The following is a 17,601-nucleotide window of genomic DNA, read 5'->3' on the forward strand; positions in this document are numbered from 1 at the left end:
GTTTTATTTTATTTTAATAACGTATATAAAATCACTAATATCATAATATTTTATCAAACTGCCGTAATTTCCCACTATTTTTAATGTAAAAAAAGAGACTCATACTGCCCCCAATCTTACAATAATCTGTAAATATTGTGTTAGGGTCATATTATGAATCTCGTATATTTTTTATTAAATTGCAAAAATTAAATATTTCTTTTAATTTATATTTCGATTTCTTGTCAATATTATAACATCATATAATTTTAGATAAAATCTGATATCAAATTCCAAATATTTGAACTGCGTAATATCTGTCATAAGTTTGATCAGAATCTTCGTAATATGCTTTTGTAACGAATACTTTTATTTTAACTCTTGTGAACACTTCTCTCAACATATTTTCATTGTGTCCTTGAGAATTTTTCCAAGCTTCCATTGCACCACTTGCAGTGTATGGGCCATTATAGATATTTTCTCCATTGATGTTAGAAATATCAGTTACCAATCCACCTCTTGGTCTAACGTGTTCAAATAAATGAACAATTTCAGTTGCCCTTGTTTTTGCAACTGGTGATAATGAATTATCTTGTTTTAATGCTTTTAGTCCATTTTCTTTGCGATATTGATTCAAAAGTCTTAGTATTTCATCTGCCATTTCGTCATCGTAATGACCACGTACCATTACAATTGTATCATCACTGATTTGAACAGGAAATTCTTGTTCATTTTCTAATCCTGGTAATGGTTTTCTACGAATAACTTTCTTGCCAGGATACTTCGGATCAGTTGTAATAGTTCCGTCTGATTTGTTATCCAAAATCAAATCTTTTACTTTTTCTGATACTGTATTTTTTCCACCTACAATATACATTTCTTCAAAAGAATTACTACCAATATATGATTTTACATCACTTGTAATGGATGATTTTGAAACCAATAGTATTGGTGCTTTTAGCTTTTGTGAAAGTGGTGCCGCTACTAATGCATCTACAAAAACTTCACCACTAGCAAATATCGCTTTAGTTGGTGCAGTAAAACTTGCGTTTGCAACTCTGACAGATGTCATATATCTGTTCGAGCCAAAAATTCTTTGTGGCTTAACATTAGTAATAGCTTTGATTTCTTGAACAACTTTATCAGAAACTGTATTTTGTCCACCGACTACAAAAATTTTACCTATATTTCCTTTATAGAAAGATTGTAAATAATCTTTTGTGTCGCTAGAAATCTTGTTTTTCGATACTAATAATATTGGTGCATTGTGTTTTTGTGCTAAGGAAGTAGCGTTAATAGCATCTGCGAATACTTCTCCACTAGCTACAACCAAGTTTTGTTTTTCAGCATTTTTGCTAGAGAACTTTTCAGAAACTATTTTAGCATTAACTGCATATCTGTCGTATCCAGAATATCTTACAACTTTTATTTTTAAATCATTTTCGATATGATTTTGAACAGCCTTACTAACAGATTTTTCTCCACCAATAATTATGACTTCATCCAAATCTTTTGATTTTAAAAGTTTTTCAGTAGATGCGCCTAATTTATCTGAATAAGTGTATAAGATCGGGATTTGTCCTTGACTCATTACAGTAGAACTGATGTTGTCGGGAAATTTTATCGCTGATACAAGCACTACTTTTTTAGAGTTTTGATAATAATCTTCCATCACTTTATTTGCAACGGCAAATCTATCTCGCCCTTCAATTCTATTCATAGTTGACTCTACTTTTTTAGGACTTGCATTATCATCTTGTTCCTTCGCAAATACAGCAGTGCCTGTACTAAATACCATACTAAATGTTAGACATAAAGCTACTATCTTCTTCTTAAGATTATTCATTTAACTTCTCCATTTGTTATTAATAAAATTTTTCGATTTTGTATTCTTTTTGTAATTTGTCTGTAGCGTCTATATATGCTTGTTGTTGTCTCAATTGTAATAGTGTTTGTTTAACTTCATTCTTAGCTTCTTCAAAAGATTTTACTTTTCCTTCAGTTTTATCTTTAATATTGATAATGTGATAACCGAATTGTGTTTTAACAGGTCCTACGATATCTCCGATTTCATTTTCAATCAAAGCATTTTCAAATTCCTTAACCATTTGACCTTGTTGGAATGTTCCCAAATCTCCACCTTGTTCTTTTGATGGACATGTAGAATACTCTTTTGCTAATTGTGCAAAATCACCATCGTTATCGATTTTTTCTTTAATTTCATTAGCCAAATCTTCAGATTCAACTAAAATGTGAGAAGCTGTGAATGTTGGTTGAACTTTGAAATTATCTTTGTGGTTTTCATAATATTCCTTCAAATCTTCATCTGATACCCTAACAGAATTGATTATGTTAGCCATAGCAAAATCCTTCAACAATTCTTCGGATTGTTTTTTAACTTCTTTTACATATATTTCATCTTTATCTAAGCCAGATTTCTTAGCATCAAAGAATAAAAGTTTTCTATTGATTAATTCATCAGTTAATCTTTTTCTTCCTTCTTCGTTATTGAATTGTGCTCCTCTATAACCTAAAGCTTGAATAAAATTATCAACTTCTGATTGTTTAATTTCTTCACCGTTTACTACTGCTAATATTTTATCTTTGTTGTCTTCCATTATTACCTCTCCCTTTACTAGTTAATTTTATTCCGTCTTTATAAAATTGTATCATATTTTCTTTTAATAGTCTTCCAACAGCTCTTTTGAAACTGGATTTTGACATATTAAACACTGATTTAATTCTATTGGCGTCTGTTTTATCGTTAAAATTAATGAATCCATCAGAGTTTTTAAGTTCTTCCATAATAACATCAGCATCTGATGAGATATGCTTATATGCAGGTTCAAAAAATGACAAATCTAACTTTCCATCAGACTTCACATCTGTAACTCTACATTTGACTTCTTCTCCAAGGTCTACAACGCCCGTTAATTCACTTGCAGGAATAAGTCCTTCGTATTTATTGTCTACAGCTACAAAAGCTCCTAGACCGTCCACTATATTGTATATAACGCCTTCTACCCAATCGTTCTTAACATAGCCGCTGTCGTTTTTCAATAAATTTTTAATTCGCATAGTAAGTGCCAATCTGTTCGACTTATCAATATACAAATACACTAAATATTTTTGACCTTTTACCAATTTTGAAGTTTGTTCCTTAAATGGCAACAAAATATCCTTATCTAATCCACAATCTAAGAAAGCGCCAATTCTAGTAATATCTTTTACTTCTAGTCTTGCAATCTTACCCAATTCAATCTTAGGTTGCTTCTTCGTTGCCATTAGTTTTTTATTGTCATTGTAAATGAATACATCGACAACATCGCCAACTTTTTCTCCAGAAAGTTCGTCTACATTCATTCTAACAAAATTATTTTCGCTGTCTTTTTTCAACAAAACTTCCGTATTTATCTTATCAATTTTTAAATTCTCTCTTTGTCCTAATTTATACATTTCTTCTCCATTCTAACTCATTCCACCAGGAAGTATTTCAAGCTCTGGATTATCCACTGGATCGTAAGTAAATCCTTCACCAAGCACTTCACTGACATACGAAATACATACGAATGCTTTAGGATCAATAGATTTCACGTAATTTTTAATCTTAATATACTCTCCTCTTGAAACAATCGTATTAATAACAAATTTTTCATTATCAGAAAAACCACCAACTGCTTTATAAATAGTGGATCCTCTTGAAATTTGATCTATAATATAAACGTTAATTTCCTTGTATTTATCGCTCGTTATCATCATATTTACCCTTGTATTTAGACCAGCGATAGCCTTGTCAATGACAATTGAGTTGATACAAATACCAAGCATAGCATACATACCACTTTTTGTTCCGAAAGTATACATACCAAGTAACACAACAAAAAAGTCTGCTACAAGCATACATTTACCCACATCAATTGAAAAATATTTTCTGATTATCATAGCGATAATATCCGTACCGCCAGTCGATGCACCTTGATTGATAACCAATGCCATACCAGCAGCGGAAATAATAATTCCAAAAATCAAATTAATCAAAATATCATCAGTCAAAGGTTTAAAATTTGGTAGCAAAATTTCCAATAGTGTCGTTGAACTTGCAAAAATAAAAGAACAATATATCGACAAAACCCCAAAACTTTTTCCCAAAATTATAAACGCTATAATATACAAAATAGTATCCATAATCATAACAAAAATACCCGTTGGGATTTGTGGAACAAAAGCGTTCAAACTCATCGCAATACCAGAAATTCCACCAATAGTTAAATTAAAAGGCATTATAAAAAAGAAAAAGCCAAAAGTAAGTATTAATGTTCCCAATGTTAATATCATTATTTTTTTAATCATTTTGTTCATGCTATCGCCTCCTATCTTTTTATTATACTTGTAAAAATTGCAAATTACAACGTTTTATACACCAAAAAACACCACAAAATAAATTAATTCACAATTCATAATGCAGTGTTTACAGTTAATTATTTTTTCTAAATTTATTTACTATCATCAAAATTATCAGAACTAAAAGTCCTGTCAACACAATTGAGCCACCTGGTTTTAATTGAAAATAATAAGACATATTGATACCGATAATCGTAAACAATACTCCAAATAAAGACGAATTAATCACAGTTCTTTTAAAAGAATGAGATACCATTATTGCACAAGACACAGGAATAACCATCAAGCTTGAAACCATAAGTGCACCGACAGTTCTAGACGCAATAGCAACAGTGATAGCTATCAAAAAAGTAAATATTTTATTGATAAGTCCTACGTTGATATTAGACAATCTAGCTCCATCTTCATCAAAGATAATATACACTAATTTTTTGTACAACAGCACATAAGTCACAATAACAATAAAACTCACAATAATTACTGTGTACAATTCAATATCTGGAATAGCTACAATAGATCCAAACATAAATGATTGAAAATTCGCAGCGCCAGGAACAAAATCTGACAAGATCGCCGCAAGTCCAATACCGCTACTCATCACAATCGCAGTTGACAAATCAGAACTCTTGGCAAAGTTTTTTCTGATGATTTCTATTCCAAAAGCTGCAATCACGCATACGAAAATCGCCGCTATAACAGGATTTATTCCAAAAATAAGTCCCAAGGCAACACCAGCTAAGGAACTGTGACTCAAAGCATCTCCTACCATGGAGTTTTTCTTGTTAACGACAAAGGTTCCTATCAAAGGAACAATAATTGACACTAGTATCCCCACGATAAAAGCTCTTCTCATAAAATCATAAGAAAACATCTCAAACATGTTTCACCTCAACAAATTCATTATACAATCTAAAAATCCTGTTAAAATAATCTTTAGTAAAATCCAGCTCATGAGTAACCACCAGAATCGTTATATTATGATGAATATTCAAATGCTTCAACAAATCAAACAGATTTTCCTTGCTTCGTTGATCTAGTCCTGCAGTAGGTTCGTCAAAAATCAAAATTTGTGGATCGTTAGCCAACGCCTTTGCAATCATGACTCTTTCCTGTTCTCCACCGCTCATCTTATTGTAGTCGTAATTTTTCTTATCTTTCATTTCTACAATAGACAACGCGTTTTCGATTTTTTCATTAGCTTTCATATTCTCATCATCGCTTACATTCATAGCCACGATTTCCCATGCAGTAATAGGAAAAGAAATGCTCTTTTCGTGATTATTTTGAGGAACATATCCAAAACTAAAATTGTCCCTTCCTCCGGCAAATTTAATCTCACCACTATCTGCTTTCAGAAATCCTAAAATAAGTTTCAATAACGTAGATTTACCGGAGCCATTAGCTCCGGTTATCCCTACGAAATCTCCCTTTTCGATATTAAAATTTATATCCCTTAATAGTTTTTCGTTTCTATACGAAAAATTCAAATTTTCTACACTAATTATACTATTCATATTATTTTGCTTGTGAGATTGCATCCAAGTTTTTCTCTAACAATGAAAAATAATTGTCCTTTCCATCTTCGATATCTTGAGTCTTAGCTTCTATCGTGGACAAACCAGCAGTTTTTGCGTTGATTTCCTTAGCCAAAGAATTTGCAATCTTATCGCTTTCTCCCATTTCATAAAATACTGTATTTATCTTATGTGATTTTGCGAAATTAGTCAATTCTTTCATCTTATTTAAATCAGGTTCTGAATCTGAATTAATACCCTCAATAGGTACTTGTTTTATTTCATAATCTCTAGCTAAATATCCAAAAGCTTCATGTGGCACGATGAAATATTTGTCCTTTTGTGGTGCCAAAACTTCAGCGTATTTTTTGTCTAATTCTTCAAACTTTTTATCTAATTCTTTGTAATTCTTTTCATAGAAATCTTTGTTTTCAGAGTCAAATTTAATAATAGCTTCATACACATTTTTCATTTGAATTCTAGCTTGTTTTGGACTCATCCAAACATGTGGATCAAATTCACCGTGGTGATGATGTTCATGATCATGTCCGTGTTCTTTTTCTTCGTGATCATGATCGTGACCTTTTTCTTCGTGGTCATGGTCGTGGTCGTGTTCTTCATGGTCGTGGTCGTGGTCTTCTTCAGCTTTAATCTTATCAATATTTGTAGATGAATCAACTATTTCCGTGTTTTTTAAACTAGATTTAACATCTTCTAACCAACCTTCCAATCCAAGACCGTTAACAATAAGCATCTTTGAATCAGATAAATTTTTAATATCTTGTGCAGTTGGTTCCCAATCATGAACTGTAGCGCCTTTTGGCATAACATTTACCACTTCAATTTTATCCTTAGCGATTTCTTTTGCCATATATTCAATCGGATAAAAACTAACATATAATTTCTTTGAATCTGACTTTTCAGTTGATTTGTCATCACTTTTTTCTTTTTGTTCTTGAACCTTTTGATTGTTAACATCATTGTTTTGTCTAGTACATCCTGATGCCACACCAATCATAAGAGCTAATAATAATATTCTATAAATTTTTTTCATAAACCCTCCAAATAATAATTTATTAATGCAAATTATTTGCATTATCATTTTAGAGTGTTTTTATTATTTTGTCAAGGATTATATAAAAATTAAAAAGCTCTTCTTATTTTCTTTAAGAAGAGCTATGCTATTTTATTCTATTTAATTTAAATCTTCTTCTATCTCGTCGATTATTTCTTGTGGTGTTTTGTTTTCAAAAAATGATGGATCCATATGTGTTAAGAAGTGCCATTCATCTTTTTCGTTTTTTCTGTAGACTATTGCTTCTCCATCTTCTGATCCGAAGTAAGCCCTGTCTACGTCATATCCTTTTTCTTGCAAGTATTTTTTTACTTCGTTGTAGGATTTTTCTCTTGCTTCAATATAAGTTTTCACATCTTTGTTAGCTATTACATAAGCGTCTACTCTCGTAGAACTATCTACTATTCCATTTCCTTTTTCTGAAAGATTCGGAATTTCTTTCCAAAATATTTCCGCTTTTCCTTCTTCTGTAAACATGAATTTGGTTATTGGAATTATATTTCCATTGTATTCTAGTTCAACGTATTCACCTAGTTTTTCAGGAATGATATATTCATATACAAACCCATCTTCTTCTGTGATTTCGTAGCAGTTTGTTTTCTTGATAAATTCTCTTCCTTCTTCAATTGTGTCAAATAACGCTAATTCTGTCGCTTCACCATTTTGATTCAATTCTAAAATATACATTTTGTTCTCCTTTATAACTTGATTTTGAATGTTACGTTTTCTTCTTGTGTTTCAATGATTGCATCGATTTTGTAATTATTTAATAAATTTCCCACGATATACAACCCAAGTCCATTGCTGTTTTCTTTATTCAAATCACAATTCACATCAAACACTTTAGTGGTATCTAATTCGCTTGCCTTTGCGCAAGTATTAATTACTTCAAACCATTCTCCATCTGATTTTATGGTAATTATCCCATATTCATCAGTGTATTTTACAGCGTTTCCAATCACATTAGATAGTATTATTTTAAGAGCTGATTTCCCAATAAAAATCTTTTCATCTGTAATCTGATTGTCGATTGTAATGTGTTTTTGATTTGTAATTACTTCCTGCTTATTAATTATATCATTTAATATTGGTAAAATTGTTACATTTTCTTCGTCATTCTTTAGATTTTCAATTGATGACAATGTTAGTATTTGCGAAATGCTATGTGATAATCCATCAATTATTTTAAGAGATTCGTCAATGTACAAATCCCTGTTTTTGTATTTTCCTATGTTGTACTTCATATTTTCCAAAATTATTTTGAGGCTCGCTACAGGAGTTTTGAGTTCGTGTGATGCTCCTCTAAAAAAGTCATATTTTAATTTTTCAAGTTTAATAATTTCTTCGTTTTTTGATTCCAAATCGTCAATGGAATGTAACAATGTAGTGTACAAATCATTGATTTGCAATTTTAACTGTCCAATCTCATTGGTAGAGTCTACTTCCAGTAGTGCGTTTTTGTCCCTATTCATCATTTTGTCAGTAATATGTTTTATTTCTTGTATATTATTGTTGATTAACTTAGCATAAATTAATGAAATGATTGCTGAGAAAAACATAGAAATTAAAAGCGAAAACGGAAGAAATCTTAGACTCAAATTCTTGGCATCTTTTTTCATATCAGCTGTTGATACGAATTGAAGTGAGATTTTTTCTCCAGTGTTGATTGTAATATCTCGTTCTTCAATTATAAGTGAATTGTTTTCACTTTTTTTGTCAAAATCGATGATTTCTTTGATTTGTAATTCGTTGTCGTTGTTTTGATTTTTAACGTAAGCTTTAATATCGTTGTTATTAGAATAAAAATCCAAAGACTGTGTAACATATCCTATATCTTTATTTGTTAATGTCTTGGATATTTCATTTGCTTTTTTATTTATCTCTTGTTTTCTATCTTCCAAATATGTTTTAGGAAATATTAAAAACACCATAAAATGTATGAACAAAACTGTAAATGCTAACGCTGTAAATATTTGCAGGAACATTTTCGGAAATATTTTTAAATTTTTCATTTTCTCTCCAATTTATAGCCAACGTTTCGGATGGTTACTATGCAATCTAATTGCAATTTTTTACGTAATTCTTTTATGTAAACATCAATTACCCTGTCAAATGGTATTTCGTCGGTTTCTTTCCATACACTATCGATTATTTGCATTCTCGTGAGTGCTTGACCTTCATTTTCTATCATATATTTGAGTATTTCTAGTTCTTTGGCATTTATATCAACTTTTTCACCATTTATTTTTGCAGTGTAGCTTGTGAAGTTAACTTCGGTATTTTTGTAATTAAATGTTTCATTATTTCCATAATGTTTTTTAATTAAAGATTCTATTCTAACTTTGAGAACAGGAAGTGAGAATGGCTTTTCAATGTAGCCATCTGCTAAGCTTGTGAATGCGTTGATTTTATATTCTTCATCACTGAATGCAGTCAACATTATAGCTGGAATATCACTTGTTTCTCTGATTTTTTTGAGAACTTCAAGTCCATTTATGTATGGAAGTTGAATGTCTAATATTGCTAAGTTGATTTCGTTATTTTCAAATATGGATATGGCTTGTTTTCCATCTTCAGCTTGATATGTTTTGTATCCAAATTCTGACAAAAATTCACAAATCCCTTCACGTATCATTTTGTCATCTTCTACTACAAGTAAATTCATAATTTATTCCTCTCTTTTATTTTATTATACAATATTTGTTTTAATTACAAAATTATCGGAGCATATGCCCCGATAATTTTACTTAGTATCTATTAATAATTCTTTTGGATTTTTCCTAAGAATATTTGTCGATGAAATAATCAATGATATTAACAACACTATTGTCATGAATATAACTACATAAACTAAGGATTTTGATGAAATGTTAATGTCTAGACTTGTCAATGTTTTATTGAATCCATCAACTTCAGCACCGCTACCAAGCCCAGTTGACGCTGATTGCTTGGCGATTTTTTCTGCGATATTTCCTGTAACTTTTTGTAGTATATTATTTCCAATTTTATCTCCTGCAAATCTAGCCAAGAAGAATGAACCAATGTAAGCAGGTACAGCAACTAACAACAATTCTGTGACAAATTGTCCGAATATTTTCGCTTTCGACATTCCTATCGACAACAATACTGCAATCTCTTTCTTTCTTGCATTCATCCATAAGAATAATAGTAAAGCTACTACCAATCCTGCAAATGCAAGTGATCCTACAAATAATTTATCTGCTATTGCATATATTCCACTTATGGATTCTTGTAATGCTGGATAATTGGATGAACTTTTTATTAAATTATATTCTTGCCAGTTGATATCAAGTTTGGAAAGATTTTTCATGACATCTTCTAATTTTTTGTTTCCCTTTACGAAGAATGTCGCATCTTGATAGACTGCTGTATCTTCAGTGTTACCGTATACTTTGGCTGCTGTATTCAAATCGGTAATCAATGTGTTTTCGTACAATTCTTGAGCAGCGCTCACTCCACCGTTATTGTGTCCATCAAACAAACCTTTAATTGTAACCTCTACTGTTTCATTGGCTTGTTTTTCATTATCTGCATCAAATAAATTGGACTTTAATTTTAATTTGTCACCTATTTTCAAGTTGTTTTTGGCTGCCAAATCTTTGTGCATAAGAATTTTATTCTTATCGTCATTTTTCAAATGTTCACCTTCTACCAATTTGTATGCTCCAGATACGAATTTTGTTTCCTTAGATGATTCATTAACTCCAGTCAACATTACAGTGCTTTTAAAGTTTTTAGCACGTTCTGGGGATTGGTTTGCCAAAGTTTCTTGTGTTTCAATTATATCTAATCCATCCAGATCAGCCACGCTATTTATTCTTTTTACATAGCTTTCAATATCAGGTGAATCTGTGATTTTCTTGATGTCTTGTCCTTTGACATTTCCACCGCCTCTTGGTGTTCCTGGATTTACTTGTCTGTTAATTTCCATTGAAAAACTGTTGGTAATATTTCCAAATGTTTTTTCTGAAGCTTTGTCAGTGGCATCTTTGATGGATAAACTAATCAGACTTAAAGCTGACATCAACATTATTACGATTAGTATAATTATCGATTTGAGACTTTTTCTAGTTACATAAGCAAATGCGTTTTTTATCATAATTTCCTCCCTAAATATTGTCAACTACTTCTTGTAGTTTTCTATCTTTTAATTCAAGAACAATATCTGCTGCTTTCGCTACTTCTTTACTATGAGTAACAACTATTACGCATTTGTTTCTTTCCATTGCAAGTTTCTTCAATATATCTATAATTTCACCAGCAGTCACATCATCCAAGTTTCCAGTAGGCTCATCTGCTAATATAATTGGGGCTTCTGAAACTAAAGCTCTTGCAATCGCAACTCTTTGTTGTTGTCCACCGGAAAGTTTCATAACATTTCTTCTTGTTTGACTTTTATCCAATCCTAATTCCAATAAAATATCTTCTGATGCATTTTTATTTACTAATCTTATATTTTCAAGAGGAGTCAGATAATCTATTAAGTTATAGTTTTGAAAAACTAATGATATGTTGTTTTTTCTATGATAGCTGTGTCCTTTTTCTTCGATGTTGTTGTTTTTGAATAAGATTTGACCTGTATCTGGTGAATCTAATCCAGCCAATAAAGATAAAAGTGTTGATTTACCTGTGCCAGATTTCCCAATTATTGCATAAAATTTTCCTTGTTCAAATCCTCTGTTAACTAATGACAAAACTTCTTCATTTGAACTTGAATAACTGTATGATACGTTTTTGATTTCTAAAATATTCATTTTATATCTCCTAACTTATTTGTGATAATATTTGTTTTGGTTTTTTGATTAATATCATTATCGATGCGATAATCACAGAAACTGCTATTATTAATAGAAGCAATCCGTAGCTTTTGATAAACACTTCTAATTTATCTGATATTTTAGTAATTAATAGGCTACCTGTAAATGATGCATTTTCTGATTCTGTTATTCCTGATGCAATTAGTTTGATAATGAAATCTCCACTAATGAACGATAAAACTGCCGCAGGAACGGATACAAATACAAGCTCCATGATGAATTGTCCTATGATTTTAGATTTACTAAAGCCAATTGATAAAAGTATTCCTATTTCGTAAATTCTTTCTCTTAGCCATAATATTAAAATCAACGATAAAACTACAAGTCCTGCAACCATTATGGAATATGTCATCATCTGTATGATGTGCTTAACGCTGTTTATCGAATCAATAGCTTCTTTGAATGCATTGTCATCTTTTTCGATAATGTATTTCGAAGAATTCCCAGTTTGGTTTTTGATTTTAGTTACTATATTATCCATTGAATCTGAATTCTGTGTGTAAACAGATATTTTATTGGCAATTTTGTTACCGTCTTTTATATTCAACGAATTTTGAGCTGAATTGTAATTCACAAACATTGAGTTTTCACTAAAATCAGAAGACAAACCTGTATATTTTTCTTGTTTTTTTCCTGAAAATATTCCAACTATCTCATATTTTGTCTCTTTATTTGTATCTCCATTTCCATTCATATTCATGAACTTTAGACCTATTTTGTCGTGAAGTTTGAGCTTGTTTTTCTTTGCAAATTCTTCATGAACTAATATCTTTCCGTCATCATTTTTATCCAAATTCTTGCCTTGTTTTATAGTAAACACGTTACTTGTGAACAATGTGTTACGTTTTTGATCTGTCATAGCATCTATCGATACTAAATTTTTCATATTTGTAGACAAATCTTCACGCATAACTTTCTGATCACTTTCAACGACATTGGTATTTGTTACGTTGGCTAATCCCTCATAATGATATGAAACCTCTTTTATATCTTTGATCTGTTTCAATTTGTCAAATTCTTTTATATCAAAATATCCGTTATTATCTTTTTTCGTTATTGAAATAGATGAATTTGATGTTTCGTACAATGATTTTTCCAGTGTTTTCTGTGATTTCGTTATACTCAAACAAGCATACAAACATGATAAGACAAGTGTTAGAATTATCAGTATTATCAAAGTCCTATTTCTTTTTCTTGTTATATAAGCAATCGCATTTTTTATCATAAATATCTCCTTAACTTTGTTACATGTATATGTTACAAAAGTTTTATGAAATGTATATGAAATTCATGGCAATAAAAAAAGACGACAGAATATATTTCTATCGTCTAAGGATTTTATTTAATTAATAAATTTTTGATCCTGCTGGAATATTTGAATCTAACATTATAAGATTCAATACTTCTTCTCCATCATATTCGCAGATTGCAGATAAAAGCATTCCACAAGATTCTTCACCCATCATTTTTCTTGGTGGTAAGTTAGTGATTGCAAGTAATGTCTTACCTACTAAGTCTTCTGCGTTGTAGTAGTTTTTAATTCCTGATAATATGATTCTATCTTTTCCAGATCCGTCATTCAATGTAAATTTTAATAATTTCTTGGATTTTGGAACTTCTTCACAAGATTTTACTTTTACTACTCTGAAATCAGATTCTGAGAATTTGTCAAAATCTACAAAATCTTCAAATAATGGTTCAACTTTCACTTTTGATAAGTCCAATTTCTTAGCTTTTGTGTTATCTTCACCATCTTTTGAATTGCTAGAAGAATTATTTCCAACTGGTTTCATTGTTGGGAAAATCCCCTCTACCTTAGATAATTGTCTAAATCTCTATAAAAGTCTATTTTATGGTACTTCTCCATTTACGACAATTTGCTAACTCTCTATAAGTGCCTATAGATTTCTAGCAAATTGTCGTAAATTTGTCGTAAGCTGTCGTAAATTCTAAAATATAAATTTCATCGCTTTTTCAAATTCTCCCATCTGTTCTATCTTAAAATCTTCTGTTGCATCTACATATATATCCATTGTTGTACTAATATCAGAATGACCTAGAATAGACTGCATTGCTTTTGTATTTATATTTTGTTCATTAAGCCTTGTAGTAAAGGTGTGTCTGAAAATGTGATTGCTTAAATGTGGAACTAATAGAATATCATTAGAGTTCGATTTATTTTTATCCATTATACTTAAATTGCAATCTCTAACAATTCTTCTTAAGGCTTTATTAAGTGTTCCATTATTGTGAACCTTTCCGAACCTATTTAAAAATACAAAGTCTTTAAATCCATCGATTGAATCACAACATTCGATTCCAAAAGTCTTTTGTAACTCCCTTTCCATAAGAAAAGCATCATTTACTTTTTGAACCATAGGAATACTTCGCTTACCTGATGCTGTCTTCGGTGTATTAATAGCATATCTATTGTTTAATCCTTTACCTTTACTATAATATACCAAAGTCCTATTTACATTTATAAGACCATTATCAAAATCTAGATCGTCCCATTGCAATCCTGTAACTTCTCCAACTCTCATACCTGTCCAAAGCATAACAATGAATATTGGATACCATTTTTTATATTCGTCACTATTAGATAAATATTCTTCAAATAGCACCTGTTCTTCTATTGTCATGGCTTTTTTCTTCGGAGATTCATTTCGATAAGCTACTTTCAATTCCTTCAAAGCATTGTCAGACGGATTAAACCTTATATATTCATCATCCACTGCTAATTCTAAAACCTGATGTAAAACAGTATGAACACAATCTATGGTAGAAACCATCAATCCCTGATCTTCCTTTAATCTGTTATAAAAACTTCTAACATCAGATCTTTTAATATCAGATAGTTTAATACGACCAAAAGTCGGTTCGACAAATTGTTGATACATATAGATGTAATTTTTGAAGGTATTATCTTTTAAACCTCTTTTTACCTTTGTCCATAGCTTAAAAGTATCATTTACAGATAAGCTACTTCCTTCGTTGTTGATTCCATCTATAGTATTGCGTAAAATATCTAATTCCTTTTCTCTTAATTCTTTTAGAGTTTTCGCATAAATAGATTTTCTACGACCTATTTTGTCTTGCCACTTAAATTCATAAGTGCCATTTGACCTTTGATATTCACCGTCTTTTAAAACAACCCCTTTACTATCTTTGCGTCTTTTTACCATAAAAATTCTCCTTTTTTGATAAAAGACACGCTATAATTATTATACCGCATTAAGCGTGTTTTATATATAATTTTAGATTAGATAGAGAACTGTCTATTTAAATATTCTTCCATTAACTTTTTCTTAATAAGACGCTTACTACCATTAAATAATACAAAATCGCAATCATTTTCATCCGTTAATTGTCTAACTTTATCTTGACCAATATTAAAATATTCAGATGCTTCTTTTAATGTTAGAAATGCTTTCTCAGAAACACGAACACCTTTTATATTTTCGTTAATCATAAATCCTCCAAATAATATATTTAAAATATTTATTTTAATATTTTTAAAGTTTTTTGACATTGACAAGTGCCTTGGATTAGCAACATAGGAATCTCACCTCCGCCTCTGTTCAGGATGAGCCGGCTTCAACCTTAGAAGTATCATTATCCTCATTTTCTTCGTAGCGAATAGGGTATCCCTCCCTATATTCAAACTCTTACTTATCGCTCCCTTTCTTCTTCCCTTGCTTTTTGCTTAGCAGTACTTGCTTTGCCGAATTATTCAGCAGAAAGATCTTGGCGGATAGATTATTACGCTCCAAAAATGATTAATGTCTTGTCTTGGTCTATTTAATTGTTATGGTTCAAATATTGTTTAAATTTCTTTTAAAATAGAAAGAGGACAAAACTCCCCTCACTTTATAAAGGAAAATTTGCCCTCTTTGGTAACCAGAAACTATATTTCTTCTATAAATTTCTTTAGTTTTTCTAAAATCTTATCTCGCCTTTTTATTAAAGCAGGATGTGATATATTTTGAGTCTTTGCTACTGCACGAAGTGTTTCATCATTGAAATATAATCTTTCGATTATTTCCCGTTCCTCCTCATTTAACTTTGACATAGCATTTCTTAGTGCTTCAATCATTATTTGTGTAGCTACAACTTTTTCTACATCAACATTTTTTTCTAGATTATCTTCAAAATTCCCATCATGGTTTAGGGGAAAAAAGAGCAAGTGTTTTTTCTTGTCTACCTGCTCTAAATATTTTTCATGTTCTCTTTCTTGCCAGTAGACTTTGTATATCTGCTCGCTTACTTTGATTTTTCGCCCACCGACATAAAGGTAATATTATTTTGTCATTTATGTTTCTTACATTCTTTTTTTATCTTTATGTTTTAAAGAAATCATTTAATTTGTGAATATTTTCTTCAGTATAGTTTCCTGACCATTCCACATATCCGTTTTCCAAAAAAATAAAATAATCACAACACTCCTTTAGTAATTCAGGATCATGAGTGATGAGGAAAATAGTTTTATCTTTCATCTGCTTTAAACTTTGAGCCACATCTAACATATTATGATAATCCAGACCAGAGGTAGGTTCATCTAATATTAGTATGCGACTATTTGAAGCAAGGGCACTAGCTAAAGCTACTCTTTGCTTTTGTCCTCCAGATAGCGACATGGGATGGAGCTCTTTTAATTCCAACAAATTTAATTGAGCTAAAATCTCATCTACTTGTCCACTTATTTCATCTGAACTAAGGCTAACTGAAATTTCCTCTTTGACACTCTCTGTAAAGAGTTGGTTATTCACATCTTGCATGACCATATAAGAAATCTCAAGCCTTTCTTTGCTATCGTAGCTTTTTCCTTCTAAGGTCATTATCCCTGTTGATTCTTCTGCAATACCACACAGACAATTGGCAAAGGTAGATTTTCCAGCACCATTTTTCCCAAGAATTCCTATTATATGTTTTCTAGGAAGATCTAGATGATTGATTTCTAATCCAACCACTTTATTGTAATATACACAAAAATTATCAAGTGCTATTTCATTGGTATACTCAATGTCTTTACTCTCAAACTTAGGAATATGAGAAGATCTTAATCCCATCTCGTGCAACTTCTTGTCTGAAATATCCTTAAATTCCTCAATGCTATAATCCTTGCTAATTCGACCATCTTTCATATAAATAACTCGGTCGACCAAGTCCATTAAATAATATAACCTATGTTCAGCTATGATAATTGTTTTGCCTTGTTGTTTCCAATATTTAAGTATATTTTTTAAATCATCAATGCTTTCAATGTCTAAATTTGATGAAGGCTCATCTAAAACTAAAATAGGGGCTTCCATCACAGCTGTAGATGCACAAGCAATTTTTTGCTTTTCACCACCTGATAAATTAAATAGATTCCTATCTAACAGTTCATGAATGTTTAATGCATAAGCTATCTTTCCTATCCTGTCAAGCATATCCATTCTATCAACACCCATATTCTCAAGTCCAAAAGCTATTTCACTTGTAGAATCCACATTGAAAAATTGTGATTTTGGGTTTTGAAATACAGAGCCGACTACCTTTGAAAGTGATTGAATGCTAGTTTGTCCTACTTTTTCTCCATTGATCTCCACTTCACCTTGTAAATCTCCAGTATAATATTCAGGGGAAAGGCCATTAATTAGTCTCGTAAGAGTAGTTTTCCCACATCCAGACTCACCTGTTAGTAGCACAAATTCTCCTTCTTCAATGGATAAACTTATATTAAAAACGCCACCTTGTCTTTCTTTGCTCTTATAGGTAAAGCTAGCATTGTTAAATTTTATCATCTCTTTCC

At 30.9% G+C, this 17,601-nt stretch carries 17 protein-coding genes and 1 pseudogene; all 18 read right to left on the reverse strand.

Annotated features, from left to right (window positions below):
- Positions 1-265: 265 nt before the first annotated feature.
- Complete coding sequence (locus GKG00_RS03785) at positions 266-1,825, reverse strand: cell wall-binding repeat-containing protein (RefSeq protein ID WP_154254348.1); 1,560 nt, start codon at positions 1,823-1,825, stop codon at positions 266-268.
- Positions 1,826-1,844: 19 nt separating this feature from the next.
- Positions 1,845-2,597 carry a peptidylprolyl isomerase gene (locus tag GKG00_RS03790; RefSeq protein WP_094208716.1) on the reverse strand — a complete coding sequence of 251 codons (753 nt, stop codon included), beginning with the start codon at positions 2,595-2,597 and terminating at the stop codon, positions 1,845-1,847.
- Positions 2,578-3,435, reverse strand: coding sequence for a S1-like domain-containing RNA-binding protein (locus GKG00_RS03795; RefSeq protein WP_154254350.1), 858 nt, complete (start codon positions 3,433-3,435; stop codon positions 2,578-2,580). The genes GKG00_RS03790 and GKG00_RS03795 overlap by 20 nt, the downstream gene beginning before the upstream one ends.
- Positions 3,436-3,447: 12 nt before the next feature.
- Positions 3,448-4,338, reverse strand: a complete 891-nt coding sequence (locus GKG00_RS03800) for a YitT family protein (RefSeq protein WP_154254352.1) — start codon at positions 4,336-4,338, stop codon at positions 3,448-3,450.
- Positions 4,339-4,453: 115 nt separating this feature from the next.
- Complete coding sequence (locus GKG00_RS03805) at positions 4,454-5,260, reverse strand: metal ABC transporter permease (protein WP_094207257.1); 807 nt, start codon at positions 5,258-5,260, stop codon at positions 4,454-4,456.
- Positions 5,253-5,894, reverse strand: a complete 642-nt coding sequence (locus tag GKG00_RS03810) for a metal ABC transporter ATP-binding protein (RefSeq protein WP_154254354.1) — start codon at positions 5,892-5,894, stop codon at positions 5,253-5,255. The genes GKG00_RS03805 and GKG00_RS03810 overlap by 8 nt, the downstream gene beginning before the upstream one ends.
- 1 nt (position 5,895) lies before the next feature.
- Complete coding sequence (locus GKG00_RS03815) at positions 5,896-6,948, reverse strand: zinc ABC transporter substrate-binding protein (RefSeq protein ID WP_094224800.1); 1,053 nt, start codon at positions 6,946-6,948, stop codon at positions 5,896-5,898.
- A gap of 141 nt (positions 6,949-7,089) precedes the next feature.
- Complete coding sequence (locus GKG00_RS03820; protein ID WP_154254355.1) at positions 7,090-7,656, reverse strand: hypothetical protein; 567 nt, start codon at positions 7,654-7,656, stop codon at positions 7,090-7,092.
- 11 nt (positions 7,657-7,667) lie between these two features.
- Positions 7,668-8,981 carry a HAMP domain-containing sensor histidine kinase gene (locus GKG00_RS03825; protein WP_154254357.1) on the reverse strand — a complete coding sequence of 438 codons (1,314 nt, stop codon included), beginning with the start codon at positions 8,979-8,981 and terminating at the stop codon, positions 7,668-7,670.
- Positions 8,978-9,634: a response regulator transcription factor gene (locus GKG00_RS03830; protein ID WP_094203785.1), complete on the reverse strand. Its 657-nt coding sequence runs from the start codon at positions 9,632-9,634 to the stop codon at positions 8,978-8,980. The genes GKG00_RS03825 and GKG00_RS03830 overlap by 4 nt, the downstream gene beginning before the upstream one ends.
- Before the next feature lie 78 nt (positions 9,635-9,712).
- Complete coding sequence (locus GKG00_RS03835) at positions 9,713-11,089, reverse strand: ABC transporter permease (protein ID WP_154254359.1); 1,377 nt, start codon at positions 11,087-11,089, stop codon at positions 9,713-9,715.
- A gap of 10 nt (positions 11,090-11,099) precedes the next feature.
- Positions 11,100-11,744 (reverse strand): ABC transporter ATP-binding protein, encoded by a 645-nt coding sequence (locus tag GKG00_RS03840; RefSeq protein WP_094203787.1) that lies wholly within the window; start codon positions 11,742-11,744, stop codon positions 11,100-11,102.
- Positions 11,745-11,754: 10 nt separating this feature from the next.
- Positions 11,755-13,032: an ABC transporter permease gene (locus tag GKG00_RS03845; RefSeq protein ID WP_154254361.1), complete on the reverse strand. Its 1,278-nt coding sequence runs from the start codon at positions 13,030-13,032 to the stop codon at positions 11,755-11,757.
- Between the two features lie 121 nt (positions 13,033-13,153).
- Positions 13,154-13,537: pseudogene (locus GKG00_RS03850) on the reverse strand (hypothetical protein); the annotation flags it as partial.
- 219 nt (positions 13,538-13,756) lie between these two features.
- Complete coding sequence (locus GKG00_RS03855) at positions 13,757-14,992, reverse strand: tyrosine-type recombinase/integrase (RefSeq protein WP_154254364.1); 1,236 nt, start codon at positions 14,990-14,992, stop codon at positions 13,757-13,759.
- Positions 14,993-15,069: 77 nt separating this feature from the next.
- A complete protein-coding gene (locus tag GKG00_RS03860) occupies positions 15,070-15,279 on the reverse strand; it encodes an excisionase (RefSeq protein ID WP_009345237.1) in 210 nt (69 codons plus the stop codon).
- A gap of 435 nt (positions 15,280-15,714) precedes the next feature.
- Positions 15,715-16,080 carry a sigma factor-like helix-turn-helix DNA-binding protein gene (locus GKG00_RS03865; protein WP_346962831.1) on the reverse strand — a complete coding sequence of 122 codons (366 nt, stop codon included), beginning with the start codon at positions 16,078-16,080 and terminating at the stop codon, positions 15,715-15,717.
- Positions 16,081-16,147: 67 nt separating this feature from the next.
- Positions 16,148-17,593, reverse strand: coding sequence for an ABC transporter ATP-binding protein (locus tag GKG00_RS03870; protein WP_071152534.1), 1,446 nt, complete (start codon positions 17,591-17,593; stop codon positions 16,148-16,150).
- Positions 17,594-17,601: the final 8 nt, after the last annotated feature.

It is taken from the genome of Finegoldia sp. BIOML-A1 (genome assembly GCF_009678325.1).
In the GTDB taxonomy this organism is placed as follows: domain Bacteria; phylum Bacillota; class Clostridia; order Tissierellales; family Peptoniphilaceae; genus Finegoldia; species Finegoldia magna.

Bases quoted from the DNA above. Each gene is read 5' to 3' on its own strand.
- GKG00_RS03815 (WP_094224800.1), bottom strand. From the start codon at position 6,948: ATGAAAAAAATTTATAGAATATTATTATTAGCTCTTATGATTGGTGTG.
- GKG00_RS03830 (WP_094203785.1), bottom strand. From the start codon at position 9,634: ATGAATTTACTTGTAGTAGAAGATGACAAAATGATACGTGAAGGGATT.
- GKG00_RS03790 (WP_094208716.1), bottom strand. From the start codon at position 2,597: ATGGAAGACAACAAAGATAAAATATTAGCAGTAGTAAACGGTGAAGAA.
- GKG00_RS03835 (WP_154254359.1), bottom strand. From the start codon at position 11,089: ATGATAAAAAACGCATTTGCTTATGTAACTAGAAAAAGTCTCAAATCG.
- GKG00_RS03810 (WP_154254354.1), bottom strand. From the start codon at position 5,894: ATGAATAGTATAATTAGTGTAGAAAATTTGAATTTTTCGTATAGAAAC.
- GKG00_RS03845 (WP_154254361.1), bottom strand. From the start codon at position 13,032: ATGATAAAAAATGCGATTGCTTATATAACAAGAAAAAGAAATAGGACT.
- GKG00_RS03800 (WP_154254352.1), bottom strand. From the start codon at position 4,338: ATGAACAAAATGATTAAAAAAATAATGATATTAACATTGGGAACATTA.
- GKG00_RS03820 (WP_154254355.1), bottom strand. From the start codon at position 7,656: ATGTATATTTTAGAATTGAATCAAAATGGTGAAGCGACAGAATTAGCG.
- GKG00_RS03795 (WP_154254350.1), bottom strand. From the start codon at position 3,435: ATGTATAAATTAGGACAAAGAGAGAATTTAAAAATTGATAAGATAAAT.
- GKG00_RS03870 (WP_071152534.1), bottom strand. From the start codon at position 17,593: ATGATAAAATTTAACAATGCTAGCTTTACCTATAAGAGCAAAGAAAGA.
- GKG00_RS03855 (WP_154254364.1), bottom strand. From the start codon at position 14,992: ATGGTAAAAAGACGCAAAGATAGTAAAGGGGTTGTTTTAAAAGACGGT.
- GKG00_RS03860 (WP_009345237.1), bottom strand. From the start codon at position 15,279: ATGATTAACGAAAATATAAAAGGTGTTCGTGTTTCTGAGAAAGCATTT.
- GKG00_RS03805 (WP_094207257.1), bottom strand. From the start codon at position 5,260: ATGTTTGAGATGTTTTCTTATGATTTTATGAGAAGAGCTTTTATCGTG.
- GKG00_RS03785 (WP_154254348.1), bottom strand. From the start codon at position 1,825: ATGAATAATCTTAAGAAGAAGATAGTAGCTTTATGTCTAACATTTAGT.
- GKG00_RS03825 (WP_154254357.1), bottom strand. From the start codon at position 8,981: ATGAAAAATTTAAAAATATTTCCGAAAATGTTCCTGCAAATATTTACA.
- GKG00_RS03840 (WP_094203787.1), bottom strand. From the start codon at position 11,744: ATGAATATTTTAGAAATCAAAAACGTATCATACAGTTATTCAAGTTCA.